The following is a 26,955-nucleotide window of genomic DNA, read 5'->3' as shown; positions in this document are numbered from 1 at the left end:
CGCCGGGCCCGCTAGTGGCGGGTCCGGCGCCGGCTCAGCACGCCCGCCGCGATGAGCACCGTGCCGGCCGCCGCCGCGATCAGCATCGGGCGGGGGTGGCTCATGACGAAGCGCATCGGCGCCGGTGCCTGCCGCTGCTCGGTGCCACCGGTCTCCCGCGTGCCGTGACCGGTGTGCACGGCCTTGTCCTGGCGGGTGTGGCCCGCTTCCTTCGCCCGGTCCTGGAGCTTGTGACCGGCTTCCCTCGCCCGGTCCTGGACGGTGTGACCGGCTTCCCTCGCCCGGTCCTGGACGGTGTGACCGGCCTCCTTCGCCCGGTGCTGGACGGTGTGACCGGCCTGGCTCGCCTTCTCCTGGACCGTGTGACCCGCCTGGGCGGCCGTGCTGCGCAGCTGGACCCGCATCGCGCCGGCCCGGTCCCTGAAGTCCGCCGCACGGGCACGGGCCCGGCCGCGGATGTCGGTCTTCATCGCCAACTCCTCCACCGTGCTGCCGAGTTCACTCCTGGTTTCGGCGATCTGCCGCCGCAGCTCCGCGCTGCTGTCCGCCTCTGTCCTGTCCGTCATCGATGCGCCCTTTCCCTGATCTCCTCGACGTCCGCCCTGACGCTGCCGAGGGCTGCCTCGGGGGTGGGGGGCGTGGCGCGGCGCAACTGACCACGGCCGGCCACGGCCAGCACCGCGGCGATCACGAACAGCACCGCCGTCACGATGAGCGCCGCGGCCCAGACGGGCAGCGCCAGCGAGAGTGCGGCGACGCCCGTGCCGGCGAGGGCGAGCAGACCGGCGTAGGCGACCGCGCCCGCCGCTCCGAGCAGCCCGCCGCCGCGCCCCGCGCGGCGCCCCTTCTCGGCCAGCTCCGCCTTGGCGAGGGCGATCTCCTGCCGTACGAGCCGGGAGAGCTGTTCGGTGGCCTGGCCGACGAGTTCGCCGACCGTGTGGTGCCCGTCGTGGACGGGCCGGGTTTCCATGGTCCCGGTCACGGTGTTCCGCCTCCTCTCGGTTAGGGAACACCCGGGTACCCCGGCGGTCCACCGCTACCCCTGGGCCGCGTTCCCCCGAGCACCGCACCGGATTCGCAGCATCACTTACAGGTATCTCGTAGAAGAATTAAGTGGAGCTTCACGATCGCCCTGTCGAGACTGCTGGCATGACGACGACTGCCGAGACTGCCGGCATGACGACGAGCCGCCTTTCCACCTCCCCCTTCGGCCGCGCCCTGTGCGCGATGATCACGCCCTTCACCGCGTCGGGCGCCCTCGACCTCGACGGCGCCCAGCAGCTCGCCCACCGGTTGGTGGCGCAGGGCTGCGACGGCCTCGTGCTGTCCGGTACGACGGGCGAGTCGCCGACCACGACGGACGCGGAGAAGGCCGCGCTCGTCGCGGCGGTCCGCGAGGCGGTGGGCGAACGGGCGTCGATCGTGGCGGGGGTGGGAACCTTCGACACCCGGCACACCGTCGAACTCGCCCTGGCCGCCGAGAAGGCGGGCGCGGACGGCCTGCTGCTGGTCAGCCCCTACTACAGCAGACCCCCGCAGGACGCCCTGGAGGCGCACTTCCGGGAGGTCGCGGACGCGTGCGGACTGCCGGTCATGCTGTACGACATCCCGGTCCGCACCGGCACCCGTATCGAAGCGGACACGCTCGTCCGGCTCGCCGAGCACCCCCGGATCGTCGCGGTCAAGGACTGTTCCTACGACTTCCTCGCCGCCCAGAAGGTGCTCGCCCGCACGGAGCTGGCGTACTACGCGGGCTGCGACGAGCACAACCTCGCCCTGTACGCGGTGGGCGGCGCCGGGTACGTCAGCACGGTCGCCAATGTCGTCCCGTCCCGGCTGCGGGCGGTCCTGGACGCGTTCGACGCGGGCGACACGCGTGCGGCCGCCCGCCTCCAGCAGCGCGCCACGCCGCTCGTCGAGGCGGTGATGGCCTCGGGCCTGCCGGGCACGGTCACCGTCAAGGCCCTCCTGACCGGGCTCGGCCTGCCCGCGGGGCCGGTCCGGGCGCCCCTGCGGCCCGCCGGGCGGGAGGCCGTGGAGACGCTGCGCGCGGTGTACGAGGAGTTCGTGACCGCCTGAGACGGGCAGGACGAAGGCCCGGAGCGGACCGCGCAGTGGCGGTACGCGCTCCGGGCCCCGGTACGGCAGGTCAGTTCCAGGCGTATCCGTCGCCGAACAGCAGCACGTGCTCCAGCACGTCCTCCATCGGGTCGTCCACCTGACCGACGTTGATCAGCCCGATCCGCGGGCCGTTGTGCGAGGACGTGTTGTACTCGTCGGCGTACGCGGTCGCGGCCGGCAGCCACCACAGCACCGCCAGGGTCAGCACCCCGGTCAGCCAACGCGGCACGGACTTCGCCCGCTCGTTCCTCATCGCTCTGCCCCTCGTTCGTCGTTTCGGCGTCTGATCGGACACTGGGTCCACCCGTTCATCTGCCGAAACCACAAAAAGGTCACGCCGAGCAACTCGTACGTGCTCAGTTGTGGCTGTGCAGGATCTCGTTCAGGCCGCCCCAGACCGCGTTGTTCGGGCGGGCCTCGACCGTGCCGGTCACCGAGTTGCGGCGGAAGAGGATGTTGGAGGCGCCGGAGAGCTCACGGGCCTTGACGATCTGGCCGTCGGGCATGGTCACTCGGGTGCCCGCGGTGACGTAGAGGCCGGCCTCGACCACGCACTCGTCGCCGAGCGCGATACCGACGCCCGCCTCGGCGCCGATCAGGCAGCGCTCGCCGATGGAGATGATCACGTTGCCGCCGCCGGAGAGCGTGCCCATCGTGGAGGCGCCGCCGCCGATGTCCGAGCCGTCGCCGACGACGACGCCGGCGGAGACGCGGCCCTCGACCATCGAGGTGCCGAGGGTGCCCGCGTTGAAGTTCACGAAGCCCTCGTGCATCACGGTCGTGCCCTCGCCCAGGTGCGCGCCCAGGCGGACCCGGTCGGCGTCGGCGATCCGGACGCCCTTCGGGGACACGTAGTCCGTCATGCGCGGGAACTTGTCGATCGAGGTCACCTGGAGGTGCAGGCCCTCGGCGCGCGCGTTGAGGCGGACCTTCTCGACGTCGTCGACGGCGACCGGGCCGAGCGAGGTCCAGGCGACGTTGGCGAGGTGGCCGAAGATGCCGTCCAGGCTCTGGCCGTGCGGCTTGACCAGACGGTGGGAGAGCAGGTGCAGGCGCAGGTAGACGTCGTGCGCGTCGATCGGCTTGTCGTCGAGGGAGGCGATGACCGTGCGGACCGCGACGACCTCGACGCCGCGGCGGGCGTCCGGACCGACCGCCTTGGCGGCGCCCGCACCGAGCAGCTCCACGGCCTTCTCGGCGGACAGGCGCTCGGTGCCGGACGGGCCGGGCTCGGCGGTGAGCTCGGGCTCGGGGAACCAGGTGTCGAGAACGGTGCCGTCGGCGGCGATGGTGGCGAGGCCGGCGGCCGCGGCGCCGGTGGTGCGAGGAGCAGTGGTGTCGGTCATGGGGGCAACCTAACCGGCGGGGGGCCGTGGAGGCTAACCAGCGGGGCGGCGTCTCAGGTGGCGGTCGACGGCGGGACGACACGGGCCAGCATCTCCCGCGTATGGGCCTCGTCGTAGGGGACGTCGGTGAGGAGCACCTGGAGGCAGATGCCGTCCATCAGGGCCAGCAGCGCGCGGGCGGTGGCCGGGTCGGTGCGGCGGGCGAGGAGGTCGACGACCTCCTCGGCCCACTCGGCGGCCACGGGGCGCAGGGCCGGGCGGCGGAGGGCGGCCAGGTACAGCTCGTACTCGAGTTCCACGCCGGTGCGGTCGCCCGCCAGCCACTCGCCCAGCAGGGCGGCGAGCGCGGTCGGCAGGTCGGCGCCCGGGTCGCACAGGCCGCCACGCTCCGCGACCAGCCGGGTGAACCCCTCGTTGACCTGGCGCAGGGCGGCGACCATCAGGTCGTCGAGGGTGGCGAAGTGGTAGGTCGTGGAGCCGAGCGGGACGTCCGCCTCGGCCGCCACCGAGCGGTGGCTCAGGCCGGCCAGGCCCTTCTCCCCCACCACCCGGATCGCCGCGTCGATGATCCGCTGCCGTCGCCCGGGGTCGTGGCGGCGCGGCATCAGTGCGCGCCTCCCAGGTTCAGCACCACCACTCCGCCGACGATCAGCAGGATCCCGGCGACCTTGGTGAGGGTCAGGGCCTCACCGAAGAGGACAAGGCCGATGACGGCGATCGACGCGGTGCCGACGCCGGACCAGACCGCGTACGCCGTGCCGATGCCCACGGACTTCAGCGTCTGGGCGAGCAGCACGAAGGAGACGACGTAGCCCACGGCCGTCACCAGCGAGGGCCAGAGCCGGCTGAAGCCCTCGCTGTACTTCATGGCGGTCGTCGCGGCCACCTCGGCGGCGATGGCGCCGGCCAGCGTCAGATATCCCATGTGTACGAGCGTACACATCGATGCGTACGGATGTACACAACGGCGGGTGGGGCCTGCGCGGCAACGCGTGTCGGCGTGCCGGACGGCCGCGGGAAAAGCTGAGGGGGTGTGAGAAACCGTTATGGAAGCCGCTCACCCAAACAGCTACTCGCGAGTCACAGCTTCCACTACTGTTTCACCGTTCACACACCGGGCCATCGCAGCCGCGGCCGCCGTCAGGGGCGCCGCTGGAGGAACAGCGCATGCCAGACAACAAGTCCCGGCCTCCCCAGGAGCATCCCTGGGAGAACGGCTGGGCCCCGGACACCTCCCGGGCACCCGGAACCCGTCGCCTGTGGCTCGCCGGCGCGCTCGCCGTGACCACCGTCGTGGCCTGCGTGACGGCGATCGCCGTCAGCAAGCAGCCCGCTGACGACACATCAGCGACGCGTGAGGGCCGCACCACGTCCGACAAGGAGACCTCGTCGGGGGGCGGGCTGATCTCGTTCGCCTCGCCCTCGGCGAGCGGCTCCCCCTCCCCCACGCGTCCGGCCGGGAGCAAGAGCCCGTCACCGTCCGCCTCTGCCTCGCCGTCCGCCTCACCGCGGCCGCAGGGCAGTGCGTCGCCGCGGACCTCGCCGACTCCGTCGGCGGCGCCGGCCCAGCCGCCGAAGGGCGCGCCCGCCCCCCGGCCGGCCGTCGTGCAGCGGTCCGTGCAGTCGGCCAACTACCCCTCGCGCTACTGGCACCTGAGCAGGGGTTACGTCCGGCTGGAGCAGCCCGGCGGCTCGGAGTTCCGCGAGGACGCCACCTTCACCCTGGTCAAGGGCCTCGCCAACTCCTCCTGCCACTCCTTCCTCACCTCGGACGGCACCTACCTGCGCCACCGCAGCTTCGTCCTGGTCAAGGAGCGCGACGACGGCTCGTCACTCTTCAAGCAGGACGCCACGTTCTGCACCCGCCCCGCCGCCGCCTCCGGCTCGGTCATGCTGGAATCGGTGAACTACCCGGGGTACTTCCTGCGCCACCGGAACTTCCAGCTGAAGCTGGAGCAGTTCGAGTACAGCGGCCAGTACCGCGCCGACTCGGCGTTCCGGCTGGTGGAGGGGCTCGCCTGAGCCCCTCCCGAGGCGTACCCGCTCCGGCGCGGACATGAGAGAGCGGCGGCACCCCAGAGGGTGCCGCCGCTCTCCGCGTTCGGTGGATCTCAGACGTTGAAGCCGAGCGCCCGCAGCTGCTCGCGCCCGTCGTCCGTGATCTTGTCGGGGCCCCACGGGGGCATCCAGACCCAGTTGATGCGCAGCTCGCTCACGAGGCCGTCCGTGGCGGACTTGGCCTGGTCCTCGATCACATCCGTCAGCGGACAGGCCGCCGACGTCAGGGTCATGTCGACGGTCGCCACGTTGGAGTCGTCGACGTGGATGCCGTAGATCAGGCCGAGGTTGACGACGTCGATGCCCAGCTCGGGGTCGACGACGTCCATCAGGGCCTCACGGAGTTCCTCCTCCGAGGCCGGCTTCATCTCCACGGTCTCGCTCATGCCGTCTTCCTTTCGGCGTCGGCGCCCAGCGCCTGGGCCGTCGCGTCCTTCCACGCCATCCAGCTCAGGAGGGCGCACTTGACCCGGGCCGGGTACTTGGAGACACCGGCGAACGCGACCGCGTCCTCCAGCACCTCCTCCATCGCGTCGTCCGGCTCGATCCGGCCCTTGGACTGCATCAGCTCCAGGAACGTCTCCTGGATCCGCTGCGCGTCGGACAGGTCCTTGCCGACGAGGAGCTCGTTCAGCACGGAGGCGCTCGCCTGGCTGATGGAACAGCCCTGGCCCTCGTACGAGACGTCCTCGATCGTCGTGCCGTCGTACTTCACGCGCAGCGTGATCTCGTCGCCGCACGTGGGGTTGACATGGTGCACCTCGGCGTCGCCGTCCCGCAGACCACGCCCGTGCGGGTTCTTGTAGTGGTCCAGGATGACGTCCTGGTACATGGAGTCCAGTTTCACCGTTTCAGCACGCCCCTCAGCCGAAGAAGTTCCGAACGTGCTCCAGGCCCTCGACCAACGCGTCGATCTCGCCGGGCGTGGAGTACAGATAGAACGACGCTCGCGTGGTCGCTGGAATTCCATACCGCAGGCACACGGGGCGGGCGCAGTGGTGGCCCACCCGGACCGCGATGCCCTGCTCGTCGAGGACCTGACCCACGTCGTGCGGGTGGATGTCGCCGAGCGTGAAGGAGATCGCGGCGCCCCGGTCCTCGGCCGTCGTCGGGCCGATGATCCGCAGGTCCGGGACCTCGCTCAGCTTCCGCACCGCGTACTCGGTGAGCGCGTGCTCGTGGGCGAGGATCTTGTCCATGCCGATCGAGCCGAGGTAGTCGATCGCGGCGCCCAGTCCGACCGCCTGGGCGATCGGGGGCGTGCCCGCCTCGAACTTGTGGGGCGCCGGGGCGTAGGTCGAGGAGTGCATCGAGACGGTCTCGATCATCTCGCCGCCGCCGAGGAAGGGGGGCAGGTCCTCCAGCAGCTCCTGGCGGCCCCACAGGACGCCGATGCCGGTCGGGCCGCACATCTTGTGGCCGGTGAAGGCCACGAAGTCGGCCTGGAGCGCCTGGACGTCCAGCGGCATGTGGGGGGCGGCCTGCGAGGCGTCGACGCAGACCAGCGCGCCGACCTCCTGCGCGCGGCGCACGATTGCCTCGACCGGGTTGAGCGTGCCCAGGATGTTGGAGACCAGTACGAAGGAGACGATCTTCGTCTTCTCGGTGATGATCTGGTCGATGTTCGACAGGTCGAGCCTGCCGTCGTCGGTCAGGCCGAACCACTTCAGCTTCGCGCCCGTGCGCTGCGCCAGCAGCTGCCACGGCACGATGTTGGAGTGGTGCTCCATCTCCGTGATGACGATCTCGGTGTCCGAGTCCACCCGGTAGGGCTCGTCGGCCCAGCCGAGCATGTTGGCCACGAGGTTGAGCGACTCGGAGGCGTTCTTGGTGAAGATCACCTCGTCGCGGCTCGGCGCGTTGATGAACGCCGCGACCTTGTCGCGCGCGCCCTCGTACAGCGCCGTGGCCTCCTCGGCGAGCACATGGACGCCGCGGTGGACGTTGGCGTTGTGCTGCTCGTAGTACTCGGAGAGCACGTCGAGCACCTGGCGCGGCGTCTGCGAGGTCGCCGCGTTGTCCAGGTACACGAGCTTCCTGCCGTCGTGGATCACGCGATCCAGGATCGGGAAGTCCTTGCGGAGCGCCTCGGTGTCGAGGAGGCCCGGCAGCTGTGTCACGCGGATGCGCCACCCTTCACGTATGCCTCGTAGCCCTCGTTCTCCAGCTTGTCCGCGAGCTCGGCGCCGCCGGACTCGACGATGCGGCCACCGGAGAAGACGTGGACGTGGTCGGGCTTGATGTAGCGCAGGATGCGCGTGTAGTGCGTGATCAGCAGGGTGCCGACCTCGCCGGTACCGCGGACGCGGTTGACGCCCTCGGAGACGATGCGCAGGGCGTCGACGTCGAGACCGGAGTCGGTCTCGTCGAGGATCGCGACCTTCGGCTTGAGCAGCTCCAGCTGGAGGATCTCGTGGCGCTTCTTCTCACCGCCGGAGAAGCCCTCGTTGACGTTGCGCTCGGCGAAGGAGGGGTCCATGTTGAGGCGCTCCATGGCCTCCTTGACCTCCTTCACCCAGGTGCGCAGCTTGGGGGCCTCGCCGCGGATGGCGGTGGCGGAGGTGCGCAGGAAGTTGGAGACGGAGACGCCGGGGACCTCGACCGGGTACTGCATCGCCAGGAAGAGGCCGGCGCGGGCGCGCTCGTCGACGGACATCTCCAGGACGTCCTCGCCGTCGAGGGTGACGGTGCCGCCGGTGATCGTGTACTTCGGGTGACCCGCGAGGGAGTAGGCGAGAGTCGACTTGCCGGAGCCGTTGGGGCCCATGATGGCGTGCGTCTCGCCCTGCTTCACGGTCAGGTCGACACCCTTGAGGATCTCCTTCGTGGCGTTGTCGGCCTCGACGGTGACGTGCAGGTCTCGGATTTCAAGCGTTGCCATGGGGGCCTCAGGACTCCTGGGTGAGGGAGACGAGCACGTCGTCCCCTTCGATCTTTACGGGGTATACGGGGACGGGGCGCGTCGCGGGAAGGCCGGACGGCTTGCCGGTGCGCAGGTCGAACGCGGAGCCGTGCAGCCAGCACTCGATCTGGCAGTCCTCCACCTCGCCCTCGGAGAGCGAGACGTTCGCGTGGGAGCAGATGTCGTGGATGGCGAACACCTCCCCCTCGGTGCGCACGACCGAGACCGGCGTGCCGTCGAGTTCCACCCGCTTCGGGGTGTCCTCCTCCAGCTCGCTCAGCCCACAGGCGCGCAGGAACGTGGACGGGGCAGTCATGCGACCGACGCCTCCAGCTCCTCTTCGATCTTGGCGATGAGGCGTTCCTCGATGTCCTCGACGCCGATCTGCTGGACCAGCTCGGCGAAGAAGCCGCGGACCACGAGACGGCGGGCCTCGTGCTCCGGGATGCCGCGCGCCATCAGGTAGAAGAGCTGCTCGTCGTCGAAGCGGCCGGTCGCGCTCGCGTGTCCGGCGCCGACGATCTCGCCGGTCTCGATCTCCAGGTTCGGCACCGAGTCGACCCGCGCGCCGTCCGTGAGGACCAGGTTGCGGTTCATCTCGTAGGTGTCGGTGCCCTCGGCCTGGGCCTCGATCAGCACGTCGCCGATCCACACGGCGTGCGCGTCGTCGCCCTGGAGCGCGCCCTTGTAGACGACGTTCGACTTGCAGTGCGGGGTGTTGTGGGTGACCAGCAGACGGTGCTCCTGGTGCTGCCCGGCGTCGGTGAAGTACAGGCCGAACAGCTCGGCCTCGCCGCCGGTGCCGGCGTACTCGACGCGCGGGTGGAGGCGGACGACGTCACCGCCGAAGGTGACGACGACCGACTTGAAGGAGGCGTCCCGGCCGACGCGGGCGTTGTGCTGGGCCACGTGCACGGCCTTGTCGTCCCAGTCCTGCACGGAGACGACGGTCAGCTTGGCGCCGTCGCCCAGCAGGTAGTCGACGTTGGCGGCGAGCACGGCGTCACCGGTGTGGTCGATGACGACGACGGCCTCGGCGAAGGCGCCCAGCTCGATCACCTGGTGGGCGAAGGCGGTGCCGCCCTCGCCGTGCACGGCGATACGGATCGGCTCGGTGAGGACCGTCTCCTTGGGGACGGTGATCACCCCGGCCTTCTCGAACGCCGAGTACGCCTGGGCGGCGACGCGGTCCACCGGGGTGCCCGCCTTGCCGAGCCGCGCGTCGTCACGGCCGACGGTCTCGACGGTGACGCCCTCGGGGGCCTGGACGTCGACCTTCACGCCCTCGCCGGTGGCCACGGCCGTGCCGTCGTGCAGTCCGCGCAGGCGCTCCAGCGGGGTGAACCGCCACTCCTCCTCGCGCCCGTGCGGGACCGGGAAGTCCGCGACGTCGAAGGACGGGGGCGCGCTCATGCGCGAGACGACGGTCGACTCGGCGGCCACCGCGATCGAGCCCGCGGTGGTGGAGCCCACGGGGATGTTCTGAGCCTCAGCCATGGCTGTCGGTTTGCTCTCTTCCTACGTCAGAAAATCTGCTGCTGCTTCTCGTCGGGGACGGTCAGCCGACCGCGCCTTCCATCTGCAGCTCGATCAGCCGGTTGAGCTCCAGCGCGTACTCCATCGGCAGCTCCTTCGCGATGGGCTCGACGAAGCCGCGCACGATCATGGCCATCGCCTCGAACTCGCTCAGACCACGGCTCATCAGGTAGAAGAGCTGGTCCTCGGAGACCTTGGAGACGGTCGCCTCGTGGCCCATGGACACGTCGTCCTCGCGGACGTCGACGTACGGGTACGTGTCCGAGCGGGAGATGGTGTCGACGAGCAGCGCGTCGCACAGCACGTTGGACTTGGATCCGGCCGCGCCCTCGCCGATCTCGACCAGACCGCGGTAGGAGGTCCGGCCACCGCCACGCGCCACCGACTTGGAGACGATGTTGGAGGAGGTGTTCGGCGCCATGTGGACCATCTTGGAGCCGGCGTCCTGGTGCTGGCCCTCGCCGGCGAAGGCGATGGAGAGGGTCTCGCCCTTGGCGTGCTCGCCCATCAGGTAGACGGCCGGGTACTTCATCGTCACCTTGGAGCCGATGTTGCCGTCGATCCACTCCATGGTCGCGCCCTCGTAGGCGACGGCACGCTTGGTGACCAGGTTGTAGACGTTGTTCGACCAGTTCTGGATGGTCGTGTAGCGGCAGCGGGCGTTCTTCTTGACGATGATCTCGACGACCGCGGAGTGCAGCGAGTCCGACTTGTAGATCGGGGCCGTACAACCCTCGACGTAGTGCACGTAGGCACCCTCGTCGACGATGATCAGGGTCCGCTCGAACTGGCCCATGTTCTCCGTGTTGATACGGAAGTAGGCCTGGAGCGGGATCTCGACGTGCACGCCCGGCGGGACGTAGATGAACGAGCCACCGGACCACACCGCGGTGTTCAGCGACGCGAACTTGTTGTCACCGGCCGGGATGACGGTGCCGAAGTACTCCTTGAAGAGCTCCGGGTGCTCCTTCAGCGCGGTGTCGGTGTCGAGGAAGATGACGCCCTGCTCCTCCAGGTCCTCGCGGATCTGGTGGTAGACGACCTCCGACTCGTACTGGGCCGCGACGCCCGCGACGAGGCGCTGCTTCTCCGCCTCCGGGATGCCGAGCTTGTCGTAGGTGTTCTTGATGTCCTCGGGCAGGTCCTCCCAGGACTCCGCCTGCTTCTCCGTGGAGCGCACGAAGTACTTGATGTTGTCGAAGTCGATGCCCGAGAGGTCGGAGCCCCAGTTGGGCATGGGCTTCTTCTCGAAGAGCTTCAGGCCCTTGAGGCGCAGCTTGGTCATCCACTCCGGCTCGGACTTCTTCGAGGAGATGTCCTTGACGACGTCCTCGTTCAGACCGCGCTTCGCAGCGGCACCGGCCTCGTCGGAGTCGGCCCAGCCGTATTCGTACTTGCCCAGGCCCTCGAGTTCGGGGTGGGCAGTCTCCGTGGGGAGAGTCATGCGGGGTTCCTCCCGGCCGTGCTTGCGGATGTGTTGTGGATGGCTGTGGAAAGTCTGGGGATGAACGTCGTGCAAACGCCGTCGCCGTGGGCGATGGTCGCCAGTCGCTGGACGTGCGTCCCGAGCAGCTTGGAGAAGATCTCGGTCTCCGCCTCACAGAGCTGCGGGAACTTTTCCGCGACATGGGCGACGGGGCAGTGGTGCTGGCAGAGCTGCTCGCCCTGGTGCGGGAGGGGCGCGCGGCGCGCCGTGGCAGCGTACCCGTCGGCACTCAGGGCCTTGGCCAAGGCTTCGGTGCGCTGCTCGGGGTCGGCGGCCTCGATCGCCTCACGGTACGCGGCCGCCTGTTCGGCGATCCGGGCGCGGGCGAAGGCGACGACGGCCTCGTCCCCGCCGAACCGCTCCTGGATCCAGCGCAGGGCGTCCGCGGCGAGCTTGTCGTAGGACTGGTCGAAGGCGTCCCGGCCGCAGTCGGTGAGGGCGAAGACCTTGGCGGGTCGCCCTCGCGTGCGCGTGCCGTACACCCGCTGCTCACGTGCTTCCACGACGTCGTCGGCGGCGAGCGCGTCGAGGTGCCTGCGCACGGCGGCCTGGGTCAGCCCCAGCCGGCCGGCCAGCTCGGCGACGGTCGACGGCCCGTGGTCCAGGATCGACCGCGCGACCCGGTTGCGCGTGGAGCGCTCACCGGTCGCGATCTCCTCCTGGGGGGTCCCCATGGGGGTCTCCCGAGCCTCACCGACGTTTTTCACAACGCCATTGTTGCGTAATTCTTCGGAGGCAGGCAAGCCACGCCCCGGACGCCGGACGGTGCCCTACGTCACTTAGGTAAACCTAATCTGACCTGCGGAAACGATCTTTGATCGATCATGGCGACCGGTAAACCACTGGCCTGCGGCGCCCTCTTCGAGGACACTCCGGAACCATGCCCACACCCCCTCCGACCGGCCCACTCGTCACCCGGGACACCCTCGCCGCCGAGCTGCGCCGACTGGGTGTCGAAACGGGAGAAACCCTTCTCGTCCACTCGTCGCTCAGCTCGCTCGGCTGGGTCTGCGGAGGCGCCGTCGCGGTCGTCCAGGGACTCCTCGACGCCCTCGGCCCGGACGGCACACTCGTCGTCCCCGCGCAGTCCGGCGACCTGTCCGACCCCGCGCTGTGGGGCAACCCGCCGGTACCCGAGGAGTGGTGGGACCGGATCCGCGCCGCCATGCCGACGTACGACCCGCTGATCACCCCCACCCGGGGGGTCGGCGTGATCCCCGAGACCGTCCGCACCTGGCCCGGCGCCTTGCGCAGCGCCCATCCGCAGACGTCCTTCGCCGCGCTCGGGCCGGCGGCGGCCGAGATCGTCGAGGAACACGCCCCGGACTGCCGGCTGGGCGAGCGAAGCCCCCTGGCCCGGCTGGAGAAGCTGGGCGCGCGCGTCCTGCTGCTGGGCGCCGGCTACGACAGCTGCACCAGCTTCCACCTCGCCGAGTACCGCGTCGAGTCCCCGCTCGTCGCGGTGGGCCGGCCCGCGCCCGGCGGCGGCTGGGAGGTCGTCACCGAGGTGTCCATCGACTCCGACCGCTTCGACGAACTCGGTCACGACTTCGAACGGGACCGGCCCGTCGTGCGGGGCAGGGTCGGCGCGGCCGACGCGCGCCTGTTCCCGGTCGCGGACGCGGTGGCCTACGCCGAGCGGTGGCTGCCGCTGCACCGGCCCCGCGCCGCGGAGGACCTGCCACGCATGCCCGGGTGGCCGGATCCTCCACCCCCCGGCCGCGGCCCCCGGTCGCGAACCTAGACTCTGGCCCATGCGAACTGAGCCTGTCGTCCGGGTCCAGGCCCTGGTGAAGCGGTACGGGACGAGGACCGCGGTCAACGGCCTCGACCTGACGGCCCGGGCGGGCGTCACCGCCGTCCTCGGACCCAACGGCGCCGGCAAGACCACGACGATCGAGATCTGCGAGGGGTACCGCAGGCCGGACTCCGGCACCGTGCGCGTCCTGGACCTCGACCCGGTCCGGCAGGCCCGCGAGCTGCACCCCCGGATCGGCGTGATGCTCCAGTCCGGGGGCGTGTACTCGGGTGCGCACGCCGGCGAGATGCTGCGGCACGTCGCCAGGCTGCACGCGAACCCGCTGGACGTGGACGCCCTGATCGAGCGGCTCGGGCTCGGCGGCTGCGGCCGTACGACCTACCGCCGGCTGTCCGGCGGACAGCAGCAGCGCCTCGCGCTCGCCATGGCCGTCGTCGGCCGCCCGGAGCTGGTGTTCCTGGACGAGCCGACCGCCGGCCTCGACCCGCAGGCCCGCCGCGCCACCTGGGACCTGGTGCGCGATCTGCGCGCCGACGGCGTCTCGGTCATCCTGACCACCCACTACATGGACGAGGCCGAGCAGCTCGCCGACGACGTCGCGATCATCGACGCCGGCCGGGTCATCGCCCAGGGCTCCCCCGAGGAGCTGTGCCGCGGCGGCGCCGAGAACACCCTGCGCTTCACTGGCCGCCCGGGCCTGGACGTGGGCTCCCTGCTCAAGGCCCTGCCCTCCGACAGCTCCGCCGCCGAGCTGACGCCGGGCACGTACCGGGTCATGGGCAAGATCGATCCCCAGCTGCTGGCGACCGTCACGTCGTGGTGCGCGCAGCACGGGGTGATGCCGGACCGGATCTCGGTGGAGCGGCACACCCTGGAAGACGTCTTTCTTGAGCTCACCGGCAAGGAGCTGCGCTCGTGACCGCCACCGGCACCTACACGCCCGCCCCGGGGGCCGCCCCTCTGCCCCGGATGATCGCGGCCCAGGCGGCGCTGGAGACCAGGATGCTCCTGCGCAACGGCGAGCAGCTGCTGCTCACCGTGGTGATCCCGACCCTGCTGCTGGTGCTGTTCAGCACGGTGGACATCGTCGACACGGGCGCGGGCGAGGCGGTCGACTTCCTCACCCCCGGCGTCCTCGCGCTCGCCGTGATGTCGACGGCGTTCACGGGCCAGGCCATCGCCACCGGCTTCGAGCGCCGGTACGGCGTCCTGAAGCGGCTGGCGTCCTCCCCGCTGCCGCGCTGGGGCCTGATGACCGCGAAGACCCTGTCCGTGCTGGTCACGGAGGTACTTCAGGTCATTCTGCTGACGGTGATCGCGTTCGCGCTGGGCTGGTCCCCACAGGGCGACCCCTTCTCCGTCGTACTCCTGCTGGTCCTCGGCACGGCCGCCTTCTCGGGCCTCGGCCTGCTCATGGCGGGCACGCTGCGGGCGGAGGCGACCCTGGCCGCCGCCAACCTGGTGTTCCTGCTGCTCCTCGTGGGCGGCGGCGTCATCGTCCCGCTGGAGAAGTTCCCGTCCGCCGCGCAGGACGTCCTCGGCCTGCTGCCGATCTCCGCCCTCTCCGACGGACTGCGGGACGTGCTCCAGCACGGGGCCGGGATGCCATGGGCCGACCTGGGGATCCTGTCCGTGTGGGCGGTCGCCGGGCTCGCCGCCGCCGGGGCGTTCTTCCGCTGGGAGTAGACCCCGCCGGGGCCGTTCCGCCGGTGGGAACGAGACCCCTCGTGAAAGCGTGCACAAGCGGCCCCCTACGATGGAACGCGTGCCAAACGTGACCCGCGCCGACGCCGTGGCGGCCCTGCGCAACCCGCTCGCCTTCATCGCCGCACGCTGGACCCCCACTCCCCGGACGGTTCAGCGGGCGGCCCTCGTCTCGCTCGTCATGTCGGTGGTCATCGTGGTCACCGGCGGCGCGGTGCGGCTCACCGGCTCCGGGCTCGGCTGCCCGACCTGGCCCAAGTGCACCGACGACTCCCTCACCGCCACCAGCGAGATGGGCCTGCACGGCGCCATCGAGTTCGGCAACCGCATGCTGACGTACGTGCTGTGCGCGGCGGTCGGCTGGGCGATCATCGCCGCCCGCTCCGAGAAGCCGTACCGGCGCGGTCTGACCCGGCTCGGCTGGGCGCAGTTCTGGATCGTGATGAGCAACGCGGTCCTCGGCGGCATCGTGGTCCTCGTCGGGCTGAACCCGTACACGGTCGCCGCGCACTTCGTGGCGACGGCGGCCCTGATCGCCGTCGCCACGGTGATGTGGCAGCGCACCCGGGAGGGCGACGCCGGGCCCCGGCCACTGGTCGGCAGGTCCGTGCAGCAGCTGGTGTGGGTCCTGGTGGGGACCACCGTCCTGCTGATCCTGGTCGGCACGGTCGTGACCGGCGCGGGTCCGCACGCGGGCGACTCCAGCGAGGTCGAGCGGATGCCGCTGGACTGGGAGACGGTCAGCAAGGTGCACGCCGTGCTGGCCTGGATCGTGGTGTCGCTGACGTTCGCCCTGTGGTTCGTCCTGAAGGCGGTCGACGCCCCGAAGGCCCCGCTGCACCGCACCCGGGAGCTGTTCGTGGTGCTGCTCGCCCAGGGCGTCATCGGGTACGTCCAGTACTTCACGGACCTGCCGGAGATCCTGGTCGGCCTGCACATGCTCGGCTCGTCCCTGGTGTGGATCTGGGTGGTGCTGGTGCTGCTGGCGCTGCGCGAGCGCCCGCGGACGACGGTCGGTCTGCCCGGCCCCGCCGTTCAGGAACGGGACGCCACGAGCGCGTCGATCGCCGGTCCCAGGTAGCCCCGGGTCAGTTCCGCCCTGCGCGCCGTCCACTCCTCGGTGGGCGGCGCCGCCGCGTCCCCGTACCGTCGTCGCCGGATGTCCTCGACGACCTCGACGGGCGCTCCGAGGGAGGGCAGCAGGTCCAGCGCCTCCCTTTTGGAGATCAGCCGGCCGTCGGTGAGGGTGACGGTGGCCCGGGCGTGGGTGACCATCGCCAGGTCGACCCAGACGGTCTGCGTCCAGTTGCTCACCCGGTCCACCTCCCGCCGCCAGAAGTCCCGCTGGTCGCGCACCACGAAGGCGGCCAGTTCCCGGTCCGTGACCGGCGGCAGCAGGCTCTTCGGCGGCTCCCCCAGCAGGACCGGCCGAAGGTGTGCAGCTCGCGGCGGGTGACGGGGGTGACCGGGCGCCGGAACAGGTGCGCGTGCGCCCAGGTGAGGTGCCGCCGGTCCGCGCCGGCCGCGGTGGCGGGCGTCAGATAGGTGCAGTGGAGCTGGTCGGCGAGCGGCTGCGCGCGCAGACGCGCGTGCGCCAGGGCCACCCGCCAGACGGTCCGCGCGCCGATCGGTCCGTCCAGGACGGCGATCAGATCCAGGTCGCTGCGGCCTTCCTGGTAGTCGCCACCGCCGAGCGAGCCGTGCGCCCAGACGGCGAGCGGAGCGGCGCCGGACTGCCCGGAAGGCTCGGACAGATCGGACAGTTCGGACAGGAATCGGTCGAGCAGGGCTTCGGTCCGGTTCATGGCCCCAGTCTGTCGATCTCAGCCGAGCCGGTACACCCGGCGCGCGTTGCCCGCCGCGACCAGCCCCGCGACCCGCTGGGCGTCCGCGAGCGACCAGGCGCCCTCCGCGACCCAGGTGCCCAGCACCCGCCCCAGGGCCTCGCGGAACAGCCGGGCGCCCACCACGTGCAGCTCGGGCAGCCCCCGGGCCCCGCTGGAGAAGAGGATCTTGCCGAAGGGGGCCAGTTCCAGGATCTCCGCGAGGATCGTGGCGGCGCGGGCCCCGGTGCGCACGAGCGCGGCGCCGGAGTCGGCGTAGACGTGCGGGAAGACTCCGGCGAGGTGGGCGGCGTGGCGGTGGTAGGGGTAGCCGTGCAGCAGGACCAGGTCGGTGCCGAGGCCGGCCGTCGCGCGGACGAAGTCCGTGAGCAGGGCCGGGTCCGTGCGGTCGACACGCAGGTCCGGCTCACCGAGTCCGGCGTGCAGTTGCAGGGGCAGCCCGGAGGCGACGGCGATCCACAGCAGGTGCCGCAGCAGCACCGGATCGCTCAGCTCGCCGCCGACGCGGCGTGCGGCCAGCCAGCGCCCCGCGGCGCCGCGCACCTCGCCCGGGCCGGGCGGCTCGGGTGCGAGCGCCAGGCCGTGCCGGGCTCCGGCGACCGAGGTGAAGGCCACGGCGTGCGCGGCGGCGGTGTGCACCGCCTCGGCGAGGTTGGCGAGGAAGGACTCGACGGTTCCGGAGGTGTCGGCGACCTGTTCGGCGAGAGGTTCCAGGCGCACGATCTCACGGGCCCGCGCGGCGCCCGCGGAGGCGAGCTCCTCGGGTCCGGTGAGGTCGCCGGGCAGGCCGGTGTCGACGAGGTACGTCGTGATGCCGCTGCCGCGCAGCAGTCGGCGGCGTGACTCCAGGACGCCGAGTTCACGGCGCCGGGCGAGGTAGCGGGCGGGCGGGCAGTGCGGCTCCAGCCCGAGCAGCGGGGGGCACCAGCGGCGTACGGCGAAGCCCGTCTGGGTGTCGAAGAGGGTGGTGCCCGGGGCGGGCGGGCCCTGGGTGCGGGCCAGCTGGGCCTCGAAGGTGCCGAGGCCCAGCTCCGTGCGCAGGACGCCGTGGCAGTACTGGTCCACCAGGGACGGCGTTTCGATCATCCCGGACTCCCCCGCGACTGGACCTCTGTCTCCTTGCAGGTCCTAACGGTCGGAGCGGGCGTCAGGTGTTGCTGAGGTGACGCTCAGATGCTGGGCGGCCCGGGGCGGCTCAGGTGTTGCGCGGCCCGCCCACCTGGATCCCGGCCATGCGCGTCCATTCGTACGGCCCGGTCTTCACCTTGGCCGCGAACTCGCCGTCGAAGGTCTCGTGGACGGTGACGCCGGCCTTCTCGACGGCCTTCCGGGCGATCTCGACGGAGGGCGCGACGAGGTCGCCCCAGCCGCCGTCCTCGCCGACGAGGACGATCCGGGCACCGCGTTCCCCGAGGTACGCGATCTGGCTCTCGGCTCCGCCGTGCGCATTGGAGAAGCTGCTGATCTGCTGGGCGAGCCGGGCCGCCGTGCGCTCGGCCTTCGCGTCCGCCTGCTTGGTGTCTGCCATGGTCAGGATGCTACCGACGGGTAGAGGGAACGGCGACGGCCGGGGCGCGTGGCCTTGACCACGCACCCCGGCCGCCTGGAAGCCGTAGGGGATCTACCGCAGGAAGGGGTCCACCGCCACCGCCACGAACAGCAGGGAGACGTAGGTGATGGACCAGTGGAACAGGCGCATCTCCTTCAGTTTCGCGCCTGTCGTCTCCGCCTTGGCGCGGTTCTGCAGGGCGTGCGCCTCCCACAGCCACCAGCCGCCCGCCGCGAGCGCGACCGCGGTGTAGAACCAGCCGGTGTAGCCGAGCGGCGTCAGCAGCAGCGAGACGGCGACCATCACCCAGCTGTAGATCACGATCTGCTTGGCGACGACCTTGTTGGAGGCGATGACCGGGAGCATCGGCACGCCCACGCGCGCGTAGTCGTCCTTGACCTTCATGGAGAGCGGCCAGTAGTGCGGCGGCGTCCAGAAGAAGATGACCGCGAAGAGCACGACGGGGGCCCACGACAGCGAGTTCGTCACCGAGGACCAGCCGATCAGCACCGGCATGCAGCCGGCGATGCCGCCCCACACGATGTTCTGCGAGGTACGGCGCTTGAGGATCATCGTGTAGACGACGACATAGAAGAGGAGCGCGCCGAGGGAGAGCCAGGCGGAGAGCCAGTTGACGGCCAGGCCGAACAGGAGCGTCGAGACCACCGCGAGGGTGATGCCGAAGACGAGGCACTCGCGCGGGCTGACCATGCCGGTGACCAGGGGCCGCTGCGAGGTGCGGTCCATCAGCGCGTCGATGTCGCGGTCGATGTACATGTTCAGCGCGTTGGCGCCGCCCGCGGACAGATAGCCGCCGACGGAGGTGAGCAGGACCAGCTTCAGGTCCGGCACACCCTGCTGCGCCAGGAACATCACGGGAACCGTGGTGATCAGCAGCAGCTCGATGATCCGTGGCTTGGTCAGCGCCACGAACGCCTTGACCCGGGCCCCGACCGGCCGCCGACTCGGGCTCTGGCTCGTCCCGATAACCCCCGCTGGACGGGATTCAACGGCCGTCACGCACACCCCTGACAGAGACATCCCAGCAAGCCTCCCCGTGTGAAGTCCCGGTAAAGGCTCGCGCGTACCACGCCACTGTAGACGTTGCCCATACCTCGCCCTTCGCGGGGGTGGGGTCGTGTTGGCCCGGCCGGCCGAGGGGGCGCTCGGCGGTGCTCCCCGGGGCCTGTCACGGGCGCGCTCATCGGTCGCCCCGAGGCTCGATTGAGCAGTCAGATGAGCGGCTCCGTATTCATGTGCCGAATGCGATTCCGGCCAGTCGGCAGGCGGATCCCGATGCGGCCCGGCAGTCTGGAATGACTCGAAAAAACGCACGTCCTCACGGGGGTAGGCTCGACAGCGGCCGGTGGGCACCCAGTGCACCGGCAGCCGGTGGGCGCGTGCCCGAAGCAGCCGGTTTTCGACATGTGGAGAGGAGCCCTGACTCAGGGTGAGCACCAAGCCGACCACCACAGACCTCGAGTGGACCGAGTGGGACCAGCGGGCCGTGGACACCGCCCGCGTCCTGGCCGCCGACGCCGTACAGAAGGTCGGCAACGGCCATCCCGGTACGGCGATGAGCCTGGCGCCCGCCGCTTACACCCTCTTCCAGAAGGTGATGCGGCACGACCCGGCGGACGCCGACTGGGTCGGACGCGACCGTTTCGTGCTGTCCGCGGGCCACTCGTCCTTGACCCTGTACACCCAGCTGTACCTGGCCGGCTTCGGCCTGGAGCTGGAGGACCTGAAGTCCTTCCGCACGTGGGGGTCGAAGACTCCCGGTCACCCCGAGTACGGCCACACCGTGGGTGTGGAGACGACGACCGGTCCGCTGGGCCAGGGTGTCGCCAACGCCGTCGGCATGGCGATGGCCGCCCGCTACGAGCGCGGCCTGTTCGACCCGCAGGCCCCGGCCGGCGAGTCCCCCTTCGATCACTTCGTGTACTGCGTCGCGGGTGACGGCTGCCTCCAGGAGGGCATCGCCGCCGAGGCGTCCTCGATGGCCGGGCACCAGAAGCTGGGCAACCTGGTCCTGCTCTGGGACGACAACCACATCTCGATCGAGGGCGACACCGCCACGGCCGTCTCCGAGGACACCGTCAAGCGGTACGAGGCCTACGGCTGGCATGTGCAGCGCGTCGCCCCGAAGCCGGACGGCGACCTCGACCCGCACGCTCTCTACAACGCGATCGAGGAAGCGAAGAAGGTGACGGACAAGCCGTCCTTCATCGCGATGCGCTCGATCATCGCCTGGCCCGCCCCGAACGCGCAGAACACCGAGGCCGCGCACGGCTCGGCGCTCGGCGACGACGAGGTCGCGGCCACCAAGCGCGTCCTCGGGTTCGACCCGGAGCAGACCTTCGAGGTGTCCGACGAGGTCATCGCGCACACCCGCAAGGCGCTGGAGCGCGGCGCCCAGGCCAAGGCCGAGTGGGAGAAGTCCTTCCAGCTGTGGCGGGACAACAACCCCGAGCGCGCGGCCGAGTTCGACCGCATCGCCGCGGGCGAGCTGCCGGCCGGCTGGGAGGAGAAGATCCCCGTCTTCGAGCCGGGCAAGGGCGTCGCCACCCGTGCCGCGTCCGGGAAGGTGCTCCAGGCGCTGGGGGCGGTCATCCCCGAGCTGTGGGGCGGCTCGGCCGACCTGGCCGGCTCCAACAACACCACCATCGACAAGACGTCGTCGTTCCTCCCGGCCGACAACCCGCTGCCGGAGGCGAACCCCTACGGCCGCACGGTGCACTTCGGCATCCGCGAGCACTCCATGGCCGCGGAGATGAACGGCATCGCGCTGCACGGCAACACCCGTGTCTACGGCGGCACCTTCCTGGTCTTCTCCGACTACATGCGCAACGCGGTGCGGCTGTCGGCGCTGATGCACCTGCCGGTGACGTACGTGTGGACGCACGACTCCATCGGTCTCGGTGAGGACGGCCCGACGCACCAGCCGGTCGAGCACCTGGCCTCGCTGCGCGCCATCCCGGGCCTGAACATCGTCCGCCCGGCCGACGCCAACGAGACCGCGATCGCCTGGCGCGAGATCCTCAAGCGCTGGACGAAGGAGTTCGGCAAGGGCCAGCCGCACGGTCTGGCGCTGACCCGTCAGGGCGTGCCGACGTACGAGCCCAACGAGGACGCGGCCAAGGGCGGTTACGTCCTGTTCGAGGCGTCCACCGGGACGCCGGACGTGATCCTGATCGCGACCGGCTCCGAGGTGCACGTGGCCGTCGAGGCACGCGAGCGGCTCGAGGCCGACGGGGTCGCGACGCGGGTCGTGTCCATGCCGTCCGTGGAGTGGTTCGAGCAGCAGGACCAGGGGTACCGGGACAGCGTGCTGCCGCCGCAGGTGAAGGCCCGGGTCGCCGTCGAGGCGGGCATCGGCCTGACGTGGCACAAGTACGTCGGGGACGCCGGTCGCATCGTTTCCCTGGAGCACTTCGGTGCTTCGGCCGACGGCAAGGTCCTCTTCCGCGAGTACGGCTTCACTGCCGAGAACGTGGCCGACAAGGCCAGGGAATCCCTCGCGGCCGCCCAGCGCTGACGCCCATATACGACACGTAGGAGATGTAATTCCATGACAGACGCACTGAAGCGCCTCTCCGAGGAAGGCGTCGCGATCTGGCTGGACGACCTGTCGCGCAAGCGGATCACGTCCGGCAACCTCGCCGAGCTGCTCGACCAGCAGCACGTCGTGGGCGTCACCACCAACCCGTCGATCTTCCAGAAGGCGATCTCGCAGGGCGACGGCTACGACCAGCAGCTGTCGGACCTCGCCGCCCGCAAGGTCACCGTCGAAGAGGCCATCCGCATGATCACGACGGCGGACGTCCGCGACGCCGCCGACATCCTGCGCCCGGTCTTCGACGCCACCGGCGGCCAGGACGGCCGGGTGTCGATCGAGGTCGACCCGCGTCTGGCCCACAACACCAAGGCGACGGTCGCCGAGGCCAAGCAGCTGGCCTGGCTGGTCGACCGCCCCAACACGCTGATCAAGATCCCGGCCACCCGGGCGGGCCTGCCGGCGATCACCGAGGTCATCGGCAACGGCATCAGCGTCAACGTCACGCTGATCTTCTCGCTGGCGCGCTACCGCGAGGTGATGGACGCCTACCTGGCGGGCCTGGAGAAGGCGCGCGAGAAGGGCCTGGACCTCTCCCTGATCCACTCCGTGGCGTCCTTCTTCGTGTCCCGCGTGGACACCGAGATCGACAAGCGGCTCGACGGGCTCGGTACCGACGAGGCCAAGGCCGCCCGTGGCAAGGCCGGTGTCGCCAACGCGCGCCTGGCCTACGAGGCGTACGAGGAGGTCTTCTCCTCCGACCGCTGGAGCGCACTGGAGAAGGCCGGCGCCAACAAGCAGCGTCCGCTGTGGGCCTCCACCGGTGTGAAGGACCCGGCGTACAAGGACACGCTGTACGTGGACGAGCTGGTGGCGCCGAACACGGTGAACACCATGCCGGAGGCGACCCTGTTCGCCACCGAGGACCACGGCGAGATCCGCGGCAACGCCGTCGCCGGCACCTACGAGCAGGCCCGCGCCGACCTCGACGCCGTCGCGCGGCTCGGGATCTCCTACGACGAGGTCGTGCAGCTGCTGGAGGAGGAGGGCGTCGAGAAGTTCGAGGCGTCCTGGAACGACCTGCTCAAGTCGACCGAGGCGGAGCTGGAGCGCCTCGCCCCTTCGGAGGGCTGAAGCCTTGTCCCCCCTTTCCGGTTCCGGAGCGAACCCGCTTCGTGACCCCGCCGACCGACGGCTCCCGCGTATCGCGGGGCCGTCGGGCCTGGTGATCTTCGGCGTCACGGGCGATTTGTCACGGAAGAAGCTGATGCCCGCGGTGTACGACCTCGCCAACCGGGGTCTGCTGCCGCCGGGCTTCTCGCTGGTCGGCTTCGCCCGCCGCGAATGGGCCCACGAGGACTTCGCGCAGGAGGTCCACGACGCGGTCAAGGAGCACGCCCGCACCCCCTTCCGCGAGGAGGTCTGGCAGCAGCTCATCCAGGGCATGCGCTTCGTGCAGGGCACCTTCGACGACGACGACGCCTTCGAGCGGCTGCGCTCGACGATCGAGGAGCTGGACAAGGCGCAGGGCACGGGCGGCAACTTCGCCTTCTACCTGTCGGTTCCGCCGTCGGCCTTCCCCGTGGTCATCCAGCAGCTGAAGAAGCACGGACTGGCCGACCAGACGAAGGACTCCTGGCGGCGCGCGGTCATCGAGAAGCCGTTCGGCCACAACCTTCGGTCGGCGGAGAAGCTCAACTCGATCGTCCACGAGGTCTTCGCCCCGGACCAGGTCTTCCGCATCGACCACTACCTGGGCAAGGAGACCGTCCAGAACATCCTGGCGCTGCGCTTCGCCAACACGATGTTCGAGCCGATCTGGAACCGGTCCTTCGTGGACCATGTGCAGATCACCATGGCCGAGGACATCGGCATCGGCGGCCGGGCGGGGTACTACGACGGCATCGGCGCCGCCCGTGACGTCATCCAGAACCACCTGCTCCAGCTGATGGCGCTGACCGCGATGGAGGAGCCCGCCTCCTTCGACGCGGACGCGCTCGCCGCGGAGAAGACGAAGGTGCTGGGCGCCGTGCGGCTCCCCAAGGACCTGGGCCGGGACACCGTGCGCGGCCAGTACGCGGCCGGCTGGCAGGGCGGCGCGAAGGCGGTCGGCTACCTCCAGGAGGAGGGCATCGATCCGCGGTCGAAGACCGACACCTACGCGGCGATCAAGCTGGAGATCGACAACCGCCGCTGGGCGGGCGTCCCCTTCTACCTGCGCACCGGCAAGCGTCTCGGCCGGCGCGTCACCGAGATCGCGGTCGTCTTCCAGCGCGCCCCGCACTCCCCCTTCGACCACACGGCGACGGAGGAGCTGGGCAAGAACGCGATCGTCATCCGGGTCCAGCCCGACGAGGGCGTGACCGTCCGCTTCGGCTCCAAGGTGCCCGGCACCTCGATGGAGATCCGGGACGTGTCGATGGACTTCGCCTACGGCGAGTCGTTCACGGAGTCCTCGCCGGAGGCGTACGAGCGGCTGATCCTGGACGTGCTGCTGGGCGACTCGAACCTCTTCCCGCGCACCGAGGAGGTCGAGCTGTCCTGGAAGATCCTCGACCCGATCGAGGAGTACTGGGACGCGAACGGCAAGCCCGCGCAGTACCCGGCCGGTACCTGGGGGCCCGTCGAGGCGGACGAGATGCTCGAACGAGACGGACGGAGCTGGCGCCGGCCATGAAGATAGACCTCACGGACACCACGGCCAGCAAGATCAACAAGGCGCTGGTGCAGGGCCGGCGGGCGATCGGCACCCCGGCCGTCGGCATGGTCCTCACGCTGGTCATCGTCACGGACGAGGAGAACGCCTACGACGCCCTGAAGGCCGCCAGCGACGCCTCGCACGAGCACCCCTCGCGCACGCTGGTGGTCATCAAGCGCGTCTCCCGCTCCCCCCGTGACCGCACCCAGTCCCGCCTGGACGCGGAGGTGCGGGTCGGCGCGGACGCGGGAACCGGCGAGACGGTCGTGCTGCGGCTGTACGGCGAGGTCGTCGACCACGCCCAGTCCGTGGTGCTGCCCCTGCTGCTGCCCGACGCGCCCGTCGTCGTGTGGTGGCCGGTCAACGCGCCGCTCGACCCGGCCAACGACCCGCTGGGCGCGCTGGCCCAGCGGCGCGTCACCGACACCTACGCCGCCGAGCAGCCGGTCCGGGACCTGACGACCCGCTCCGGCACCTACACCCCCGGCGACACGGACCTGTCGTGGACCCGCATCACGCCCTGGCGTTCGATGCTGGCCGCGGCCCTGGACCAGGTCACCTGCAAGGTGGAGTCGGTCGAGGTGGAGGGCGAGGAGTTCAACCCGAGCTGCGAGCTGCTGGCGATGTGGCTCGGCGACCGGCTGGGTGTCCCCGTGCAGCGCTCGCTGTCCGGCGGGCCGGGGCTCACCGCGGTGCGCATGGCCACCGACTGCGGGCCGATCGTGCTGGACCGGGCCGACGGCTCGCTGGCCACGCTGTCCATCGAGGGCCAGCCCGACCGCGCGGTGGCGCTCAAGCGCCGGGACACGGCCGAGCTGATCGCGGAGGAGCTGCGCCGCCTCGACCCGGACGACACCTACGCGTCGGCGCTGCGGTTCGGGGTGGAGCGGCTGAACGCGGCCCCGGCCGCCCAGGAGACCGCCGCCACCGGCGAGGGTGCGGCGCAGGAGCCGGCCGCGGACGAGCCGGTCGCGGTGGAGACGCCTGTCGAGGAGGCCGCGAAGGCCCCCGCGCAGCAGGCGGCGAAGAAGACCGCCCGGAAGGTCCCGGCGAAGAAGGCGGCGGCGAAGTGAGTGCTCCGCAGCTCGTCGTGCACCGCGACAAGGACCTGATGGCCCAGGCCGCGGCGGCCCGGCTGATCACGAAGATCGTGGACGCGCAGGCCTCCCGGGGTCACGCCTCCGTGGTCCTCACCGGTGGGCGCAACGGCAACGGCCTGCTGGCCGCGCTGGCCGTCGCGCCCGCCCGGGACGCCGTCGACTGGGCCCGGATCGACCTGTGGTGGGGCGACGAGCGGTTCCTCCCGGAGGGCGACCCGGAGCGCAACGTCACCCAGGCCCGGGAGGCGCTGCTGGACTCCGTCCCCGTGGACCCGAAGCGCGTGCACGCCATGCCCGCGTCGGACGGCCCCCACGGCGCCGATGTGGAGGCGGCCGCGGCCGCCTACGCCGAGGAGCTGGCCCGCGCGGCCGGCCCGGAGAACCATGGCGCGGTGCCCACGTTCGACGTCCTGATGCTGGGCGTCGGCCCGGACACCCATGTGGCCTCGCTCTTCCCGGAGCTGCCGGCCGTGCGGGAGACCGAGCGCACGGTGGTCGGCGTCCGTGGCGCGCCCAAGCCCCCGCCGACCCGGGTCACCCTCACGCTCCCGGCGATCCGGGCGGCCCGTGAGGTGTGGCTGCTGGCGGCCGGCGAGGACAAGGCGCGGGCGGCCGCCATCGCCCTGTCGGGCGCGGGCGAGATCCAGGCCCCGGCGGCGGGCGCCCGCGGCCGGGCCCGCACCCTGTGGCTGCTGGACTCCGCGGCGGCTTCCCGGCTCCCGAGGGCGCTGTACCCGCCGGCCTCTCCCTGAGGGAAACACCCGCGAGGAACCCGTACGGTCGACGGCCGTACGGGTTTCCTCTTGTGTGGGGCACCCCTGCCGGAAGTTCGGGGGTGCCCCTGCCACGGGTTCGGGGTCAGCCGCGGCCGCGCAGCTCCCGGTACTTGGCGACCAGGGCCCGCGTCGAGGCGTCCAGACCGGGGACGTCCGCCCCTTCGGTCAGCGCGGGTTCGACGCGCTTGGCGAGGACCTTGCCCAGCTCCACGCCCCACTGGTCGAAGGAGTCGATGTTCCACACCGCGCCCTGCACGAACACCTTGTGCTCGTACAGCGCGATGAGCTGACCGAGCACCGACGGGGTCAGCTCGCGCGCGAGGACGGTGGTCGTCGGGTGGTCGCCCTTGAACGTCTTGTGGGCGACCAGCTCCTCCGGCACGCCCTCGGCCCGCACCTCGTCCGGCGTCTTGCCGAAGGCCAGCGCCTGGGTCTGGGCGAAGAAGTTGGCCATCAGCAGGTCGTGCTGTGCCTTGAGCTCGTCGCTCAGCTCGCTCACCGGCTCGGCGAAGCCGATGAA

The 26,955-nt window shown here is 70.9% G+C and carries 28 protein-coding genes and 2 pseudogenes; 11 read left to right on the top strand and 19 right to left on the bottom strand.

Annotated features, from left to right (window positions below; genetic code table 11):
* Positions 1–11: 11 nt before the first annotated feature.
* Complete coding sequence (locus ALMP_RS24445; RefSeq protein ID WP_264931763.1) at positions 12–566, bottom strand: DUF3618 domain-containing protein; 555 nt, start codon at positions 564–566, stop codon at positions 12–14.
* Positions 563–982, bottom strand: a complete 420-nt coding sequence (locus ALMP_RS24440; RefSeq protein ID WP_264931762.1) for a phage holin family protein — start codon at positions 980–982, stop codon at positions 563–565. Before ALMP_RS24440 ends, ALMP_RS24445 begins: the two co-directional genes overlap by 4 nt.
* Before the next feature lie 167 nt (positions 983–1,149).
* Between ALMP_RS24440 and dapA the strand changes: the two genes are divergently transcribed.
* The gene (gene dapA / locus ALMP_RS24435) at positions 1,150–2,079 is read left to right on the top strand and encodes a 4-hydroxy-tetrahydrodipicolinate synthase (RefSeq protein ID WP_264931760.1); all 930 of its coding nucleotides are present in this window, start codon (positions 1,150–1,152) and stop codon (positions 2,077–2,079) included.
* 70 nt (positions 2,080–2,149) lie between these two features.
* Here the strand turns inward: dapA and ALMP_RS24430 are convergent, their stop codons facing one another.
* From ALMP_RS24430 to ALMP_RS24415, 4 genes are all read right to left on the bottom strand, one after another.
* Positions 2,150–2,374 carry a hypothetical protein gene (locus ALMP_RS24430; RefSeq protein WP_264931758.1) on the bottom strand — a complete coding sequence of 75 codons (225 nt, stop codon included), beginning with the start codon at positions 2,372–2,374 and terminating at the stop codon, positions 2,150–2,152.
* Positions 2,375–2,477: 103 nt separating this feature from the next.
* Positions 2,478–3,467, bottom strand: coding sequence for a 2,3,4,5-tetrahydropyridine-2,6-dicarboxylate N-succinyltransferase (dapD, locus tag ALMP_RS24425; RefSeq protein WP_264931756.1), 990 nt, complete (start codon positions 3,465–3,467; stop codon positions 2,478–2,480).
* A 53-nt stretch (positions 3,468–3,520) separates the two neighbouring features.
* Positions 3,521–4,072 carry a TetR/AcrR family transcriptional regulator gene (locus ALMP_RS24420; RefSeq protein WP_264931755.1) on the bottom strand — a complete coding sequence of 184 codons (552 nt, stop codon included), beginning with the start codon at positions 4,070–4,072 and terminating at the stop codon, positions 3,521–3,523.
* On the bottom strand, positions 4,072–4,392 hold the full coding sequence (locus ALMP_RS24415; RefSeq protein ID WP_264931753.1) for a multidrug efflux SMR transporter: 321 nt from the start codon (positions 4,390–4,392) through the stop codon (positions 4,072–4,074). Before ALMP_RS24415 ends, ALMP_RS24420 begins: the two co-directional genes overlap by 1 nt.
* A gap of 242 nt (positions 4,393–4,634) precedes the next feature.
* On the opposite strand from ALMP_RS24415, the gene ALMP_RS24410 reads away from it, so the two are divergent.
* The gene (locus ALMP_RS24410; protein ID WP_264931751.1) at positions 4,635–5,489 is read left to right on the top strand and encodes an AbfB domain-containing protein; all 855 of its coding nucleotides are present in this window, start codon (positions 4,635–4,637) and stop codon (positions 5,487–5,489) included.
* Between the two features lie 89 nt (positions 5,490–5,578).
* On the opposite strand, the gene ALMP_RS24405 is transcribed toward ALMP_RS24410, so the two are convergent.
* The 8 genes from ALMP_RS24405 to ALMP_RS24370 all read right to left on the bottom strand — a co-directional run bounded on the left by ALMP_RS24405 (position 5,579) and on the right by ALMP_RS24370 (position 12,156).
* Positions 5,579–5,911 carry a metal-sulfur cluster assembly factor gene (locus tag ALMP_RS24405; RefSeq protein WP_004989638.1) on the bottom strand — a complete coding sequence of 111 codons (333 nt, stop codon included), beginning with the start codon at positions 5,909–5,911 and terminating at the stop codon, positions 5,579–5,581.
* Complete coding sequence (sufU, locus tag ALMP_RS24400; RefSeq protein WP_264931744.1) at positions 5,908–6,372, bottom strand: Fe-S cluster assembly sulfur transfer protein SufU; 465 nt, start codon at positions 6,370–6,372, stop codon at positions 5,908–5,910. The genes ALMP_RS24405 and sufU overlap by 4 nt, the downstream gene beginning before the upstream one ends.
* A 16-nt stretch (positions 6,373–6,388) precedes the next feature.
* Positions 6,389–7,645, bottom strand: coding sequence for a cysteine desulfurase (locus tag ALMP_RS24395; protein ID WP_264931743.1), 1,257 nt, complete (start codon positions 7,643–7,645; stop codon positions 6,389–6,391).
* Positions 7,642–8,406 (bottom strand): Fe-S cluster assembly ATPase SufC, encoded by a 765-nt coding sequence (sufC, locus tag ALMP_RS24390; RefSeq protein ID WP_264931741.1) that lies wholly within the window; start codon positions 8,404–8,406, stop codon positions 7,642–7,644. The genes ALMP_RS24395 and sufC overlap by 4 nt, the downstream gene beginning before the upstream one ends.
* Before the next feature lie 7 nt (positions 8,407–8,413).
* Positions 8,414–8,743, bottom strand: a complete 330-nt coding sequence (locus ALMP_RS24385; RefSeq protein WP_264931740.1) for a non-heme iron oxygenase ferredoxin subunit — start codon at positions 8,741–8,743, stop codon at positions 8,414–8,416.
* Positions 8,740–9,924, bottom strand: a complete 1,185-nt coding sequence (gene sufD / locus ALMP_RS24380; RefSeq protein ID WP_264931739.1) for a Fe-S cluster assembly protein SufD — start codon at positions 9,922–9,924, stop codon at positions 8,740–8,742. Before sufD ends, ALMP_RS24385 begins: the two co-directional genes overlap by 4 nt.
* A 61-nt stretch (positions 9,925–9,985) precedes the next feature.
* A complete protein-coding gene (sufB, locus tag ALMP_RS24375; protein ID WP_264931738.1) occupies positions 9,986–11,407 on the bottom strand; it encodes a Fe-S cluster assembly protein SufB in 1,422 nt (473 codons plus the stop codon).
* Complete coding sequence (locus ALMP_RS24370) at positions 11,404–12,156, bottom strand: metalloregulator ArsR/SmtB family transcription factor (protein WP_264931737.1); 753 nt, start codon at positions 12,154–12,156, stop codon at positions 11,404–11,406. The genes sufB and ALMP_RS24370 overlap by 4 nt, the downstream gene beginning before the upstream one ends.
* 173 nt (positions 12,157–12,329) lie before the next feature.
* Between ALMP_RS24370 and ALMP_RS24365 the strand changes: the two genes are divergently transcribed.
* The 4 genes from ALMP_RS24365 to ALMP_RS24350 all read left to right on the top strand — a co-directional run bounded on the left by ALMP_RS24365 (position 12,330) and on the right by ALMP_RS24350 (position 15,993).
* Positions 12,330–13,193, top strand: a complete 864-nt coding sequence (locus ALMP_RS24365; protein WP_264931736.1) for an aminoglycoside N(3)-acetyltransferase — start codon at positions 12,330–12,332, stop codon at positions 13,191–13,193.
* A gap of 10 nt (positions 13,194–13,203) precedes the next feature.
* Positions 13,204–14,127 (top strand): ABC transporter ATP-binding protein, encoded by a 924-nt coding sequence (locus ALMP_RS24360; protein WP_264931734.1) that lies wholly within the window; start codon positions 13,204–13,206, stop codon positions 14,125–14,127.
* Between the two features lie 50 nt (positions 14,128–14,177).
* Entirely contained in the window at positions 14,178–14,894 is a 717-nt protein-coding gene (locus ALMP_RS24355) for an ABC transporter permease (protein ID WP_264931962.1), read from the top strand.
* A 70-nt stretch (positions 14,895–14,964) separates the two neighbouring features.
* Entirely contained in the window at positions 14,965–15,993 is a 1,029-nt protein-coding gene (locus ALMP_RS24350; RefSeq protein ID WP_264931732.1) for a heme A synthase, read from the top strand.
* Here ALMP_RS24350 and ALMP_RS24345 read toward each other — a convergent pair.
* The 4 genes and pseudogenes from ALMP_RS24345 to ALMP_RS24330 all read right to left on the bottom strand — a co-directional run bounded on the left by ALMP_RS24345 (position 15,948) and on the right by ALMP_RS24330 (position 19,346).
* Positions 15,948–16,717 (bottom strand): annotated as a pseudogene (locus ALMP_RS24345) (nucleotidyltransferase). The gene ALMP_RS24350 and the pseudogene ALMP_RS24345 overlap by 46 nt on opposite strands.
* An 18-nt stretch (positions 16,718–16,735) precedes the next feature.
* Complete coding sequence (locus ALMP_RS24340; protein WP_264931730.1) at positions 16,736–17,842, bottom strand: amidohydrolase; 1,107 nt, start codon at positions 17,840–17,842, stop codon at positions 16,736–16,738.
* A 109-nt stretch (positions 17,843–17,951) separates the two neighbouring features.
* Positions 17,952–18,284, bottom strand: coding sequence for a hypothetical protein (locus ALMP_RS24335; RefSeq protein WP_264931728.1), 333 nt, complete (start codon positions 18,282–18,284; stop codon positions 17,952–17,954).
* Positions 18,285–18,377: 93 nt separating this feature from the next.
* The gene (locus ALMP_RS24330) at positions 18,378–19,346 is read right to left on the bottom strand and encodes a heme o synthase (protein WP_375803525.1); all 969 of its coding nucleotides are present in this window, start codon (positions 19,344–19,346) and stop codon (positions 18,378–18,380) included.
* Between the two features lie 409 nt (positions 19,347–19,755).
* Here ALMP_RS24330 and tkt point away from each other — a divergent pair, with 409 nt between their 5' ends.
* The 5 genes from tkt to pgl are packed head-to-tail and all read left to right on the top strand — an operon-like array spanning position 19,756 to position 26,411.
* Positions 19,756–21,843, top strand: a complete 2,088-nt coding sequence (gene tkt, locus ALMP_RS24325) for a transketolase (protein ID WP_264931725.1) — start codon at positions 19,756–19,758, stop codon at positions 21,841–21,843.
* Positions 21,844–21,876: 33 nt separating this feature from the next.
* A complete protein-coding gene (tal, locus tag ALMP_RS24320; RefSeq protein WP_264931724.1) occupies positions 21,877–22,995 on the top strand; it encodes a transaldolase in 1,119 nt (372 codons plus the stop codon).
* Between the two features lie 4 nt (positions 22,996–22,999).
* Positions 23,000–24,538 (top strand): glucose-6-phosphate dehydrogenase, encoded by a 1,539-nt coding sequence (gene zwf, locus ALMP_RS24315; protein WP_264931722.1) that lies wholly within the window; start codon positions 23,000–23,002, stop codon positions 24,536–24,538.
* Positions 24,535–25,632, top strand: coding sequence for a glucose-6-phosphate dehydrogenase assembly protein OpcA (opcA, locus tag ALMP_RS24310; RefSeq protein ID WP_264931720.1), 1,098 nt, complete (start codon positions 24,535–24,537; stop codon positions 25,630–25,632). Before zwf ends, opcA begins: the two co-directional genes overlap by 4 nt.
* Positions 25,629–26,411, top strand: coding sequence for a 6-phosphogluconolactonase (gene pgl, locus ALMP_RS24305; RefSeq protein WP_264931718.1), 783 nt, complete (start codon positions 25,629–25,631; stop codon positions 26,409–26,411). The genes opcA and pgl overlap by 4 nt, the downstream gene beginning before the upstream one ends.
* A 106-nt stretch (positions 26,412–26,517) precedes the next feature.
* On the opposite strand, the pseudogene ALMP_RS24300 reads toward pgl, so the two are convergent.
* Positions 26,518–26,955 (bottom strand): annotated as a pseudogene (locus ALMP_RS24300) (glucose-6-phosphate isomerase); the annotation flags it as partial.

It is taken from the genome of Streptomyces sp. A012304 (assembly GCF_026008495.1).
GTDB lineage: Bacteria > Actinomycetota > Actinomycetes > Streptomycetales > Streptomycetaceae > Streptomyces.
This window is presented reverse-complemented; position numbering and strand designations above follow the sequence as displayed.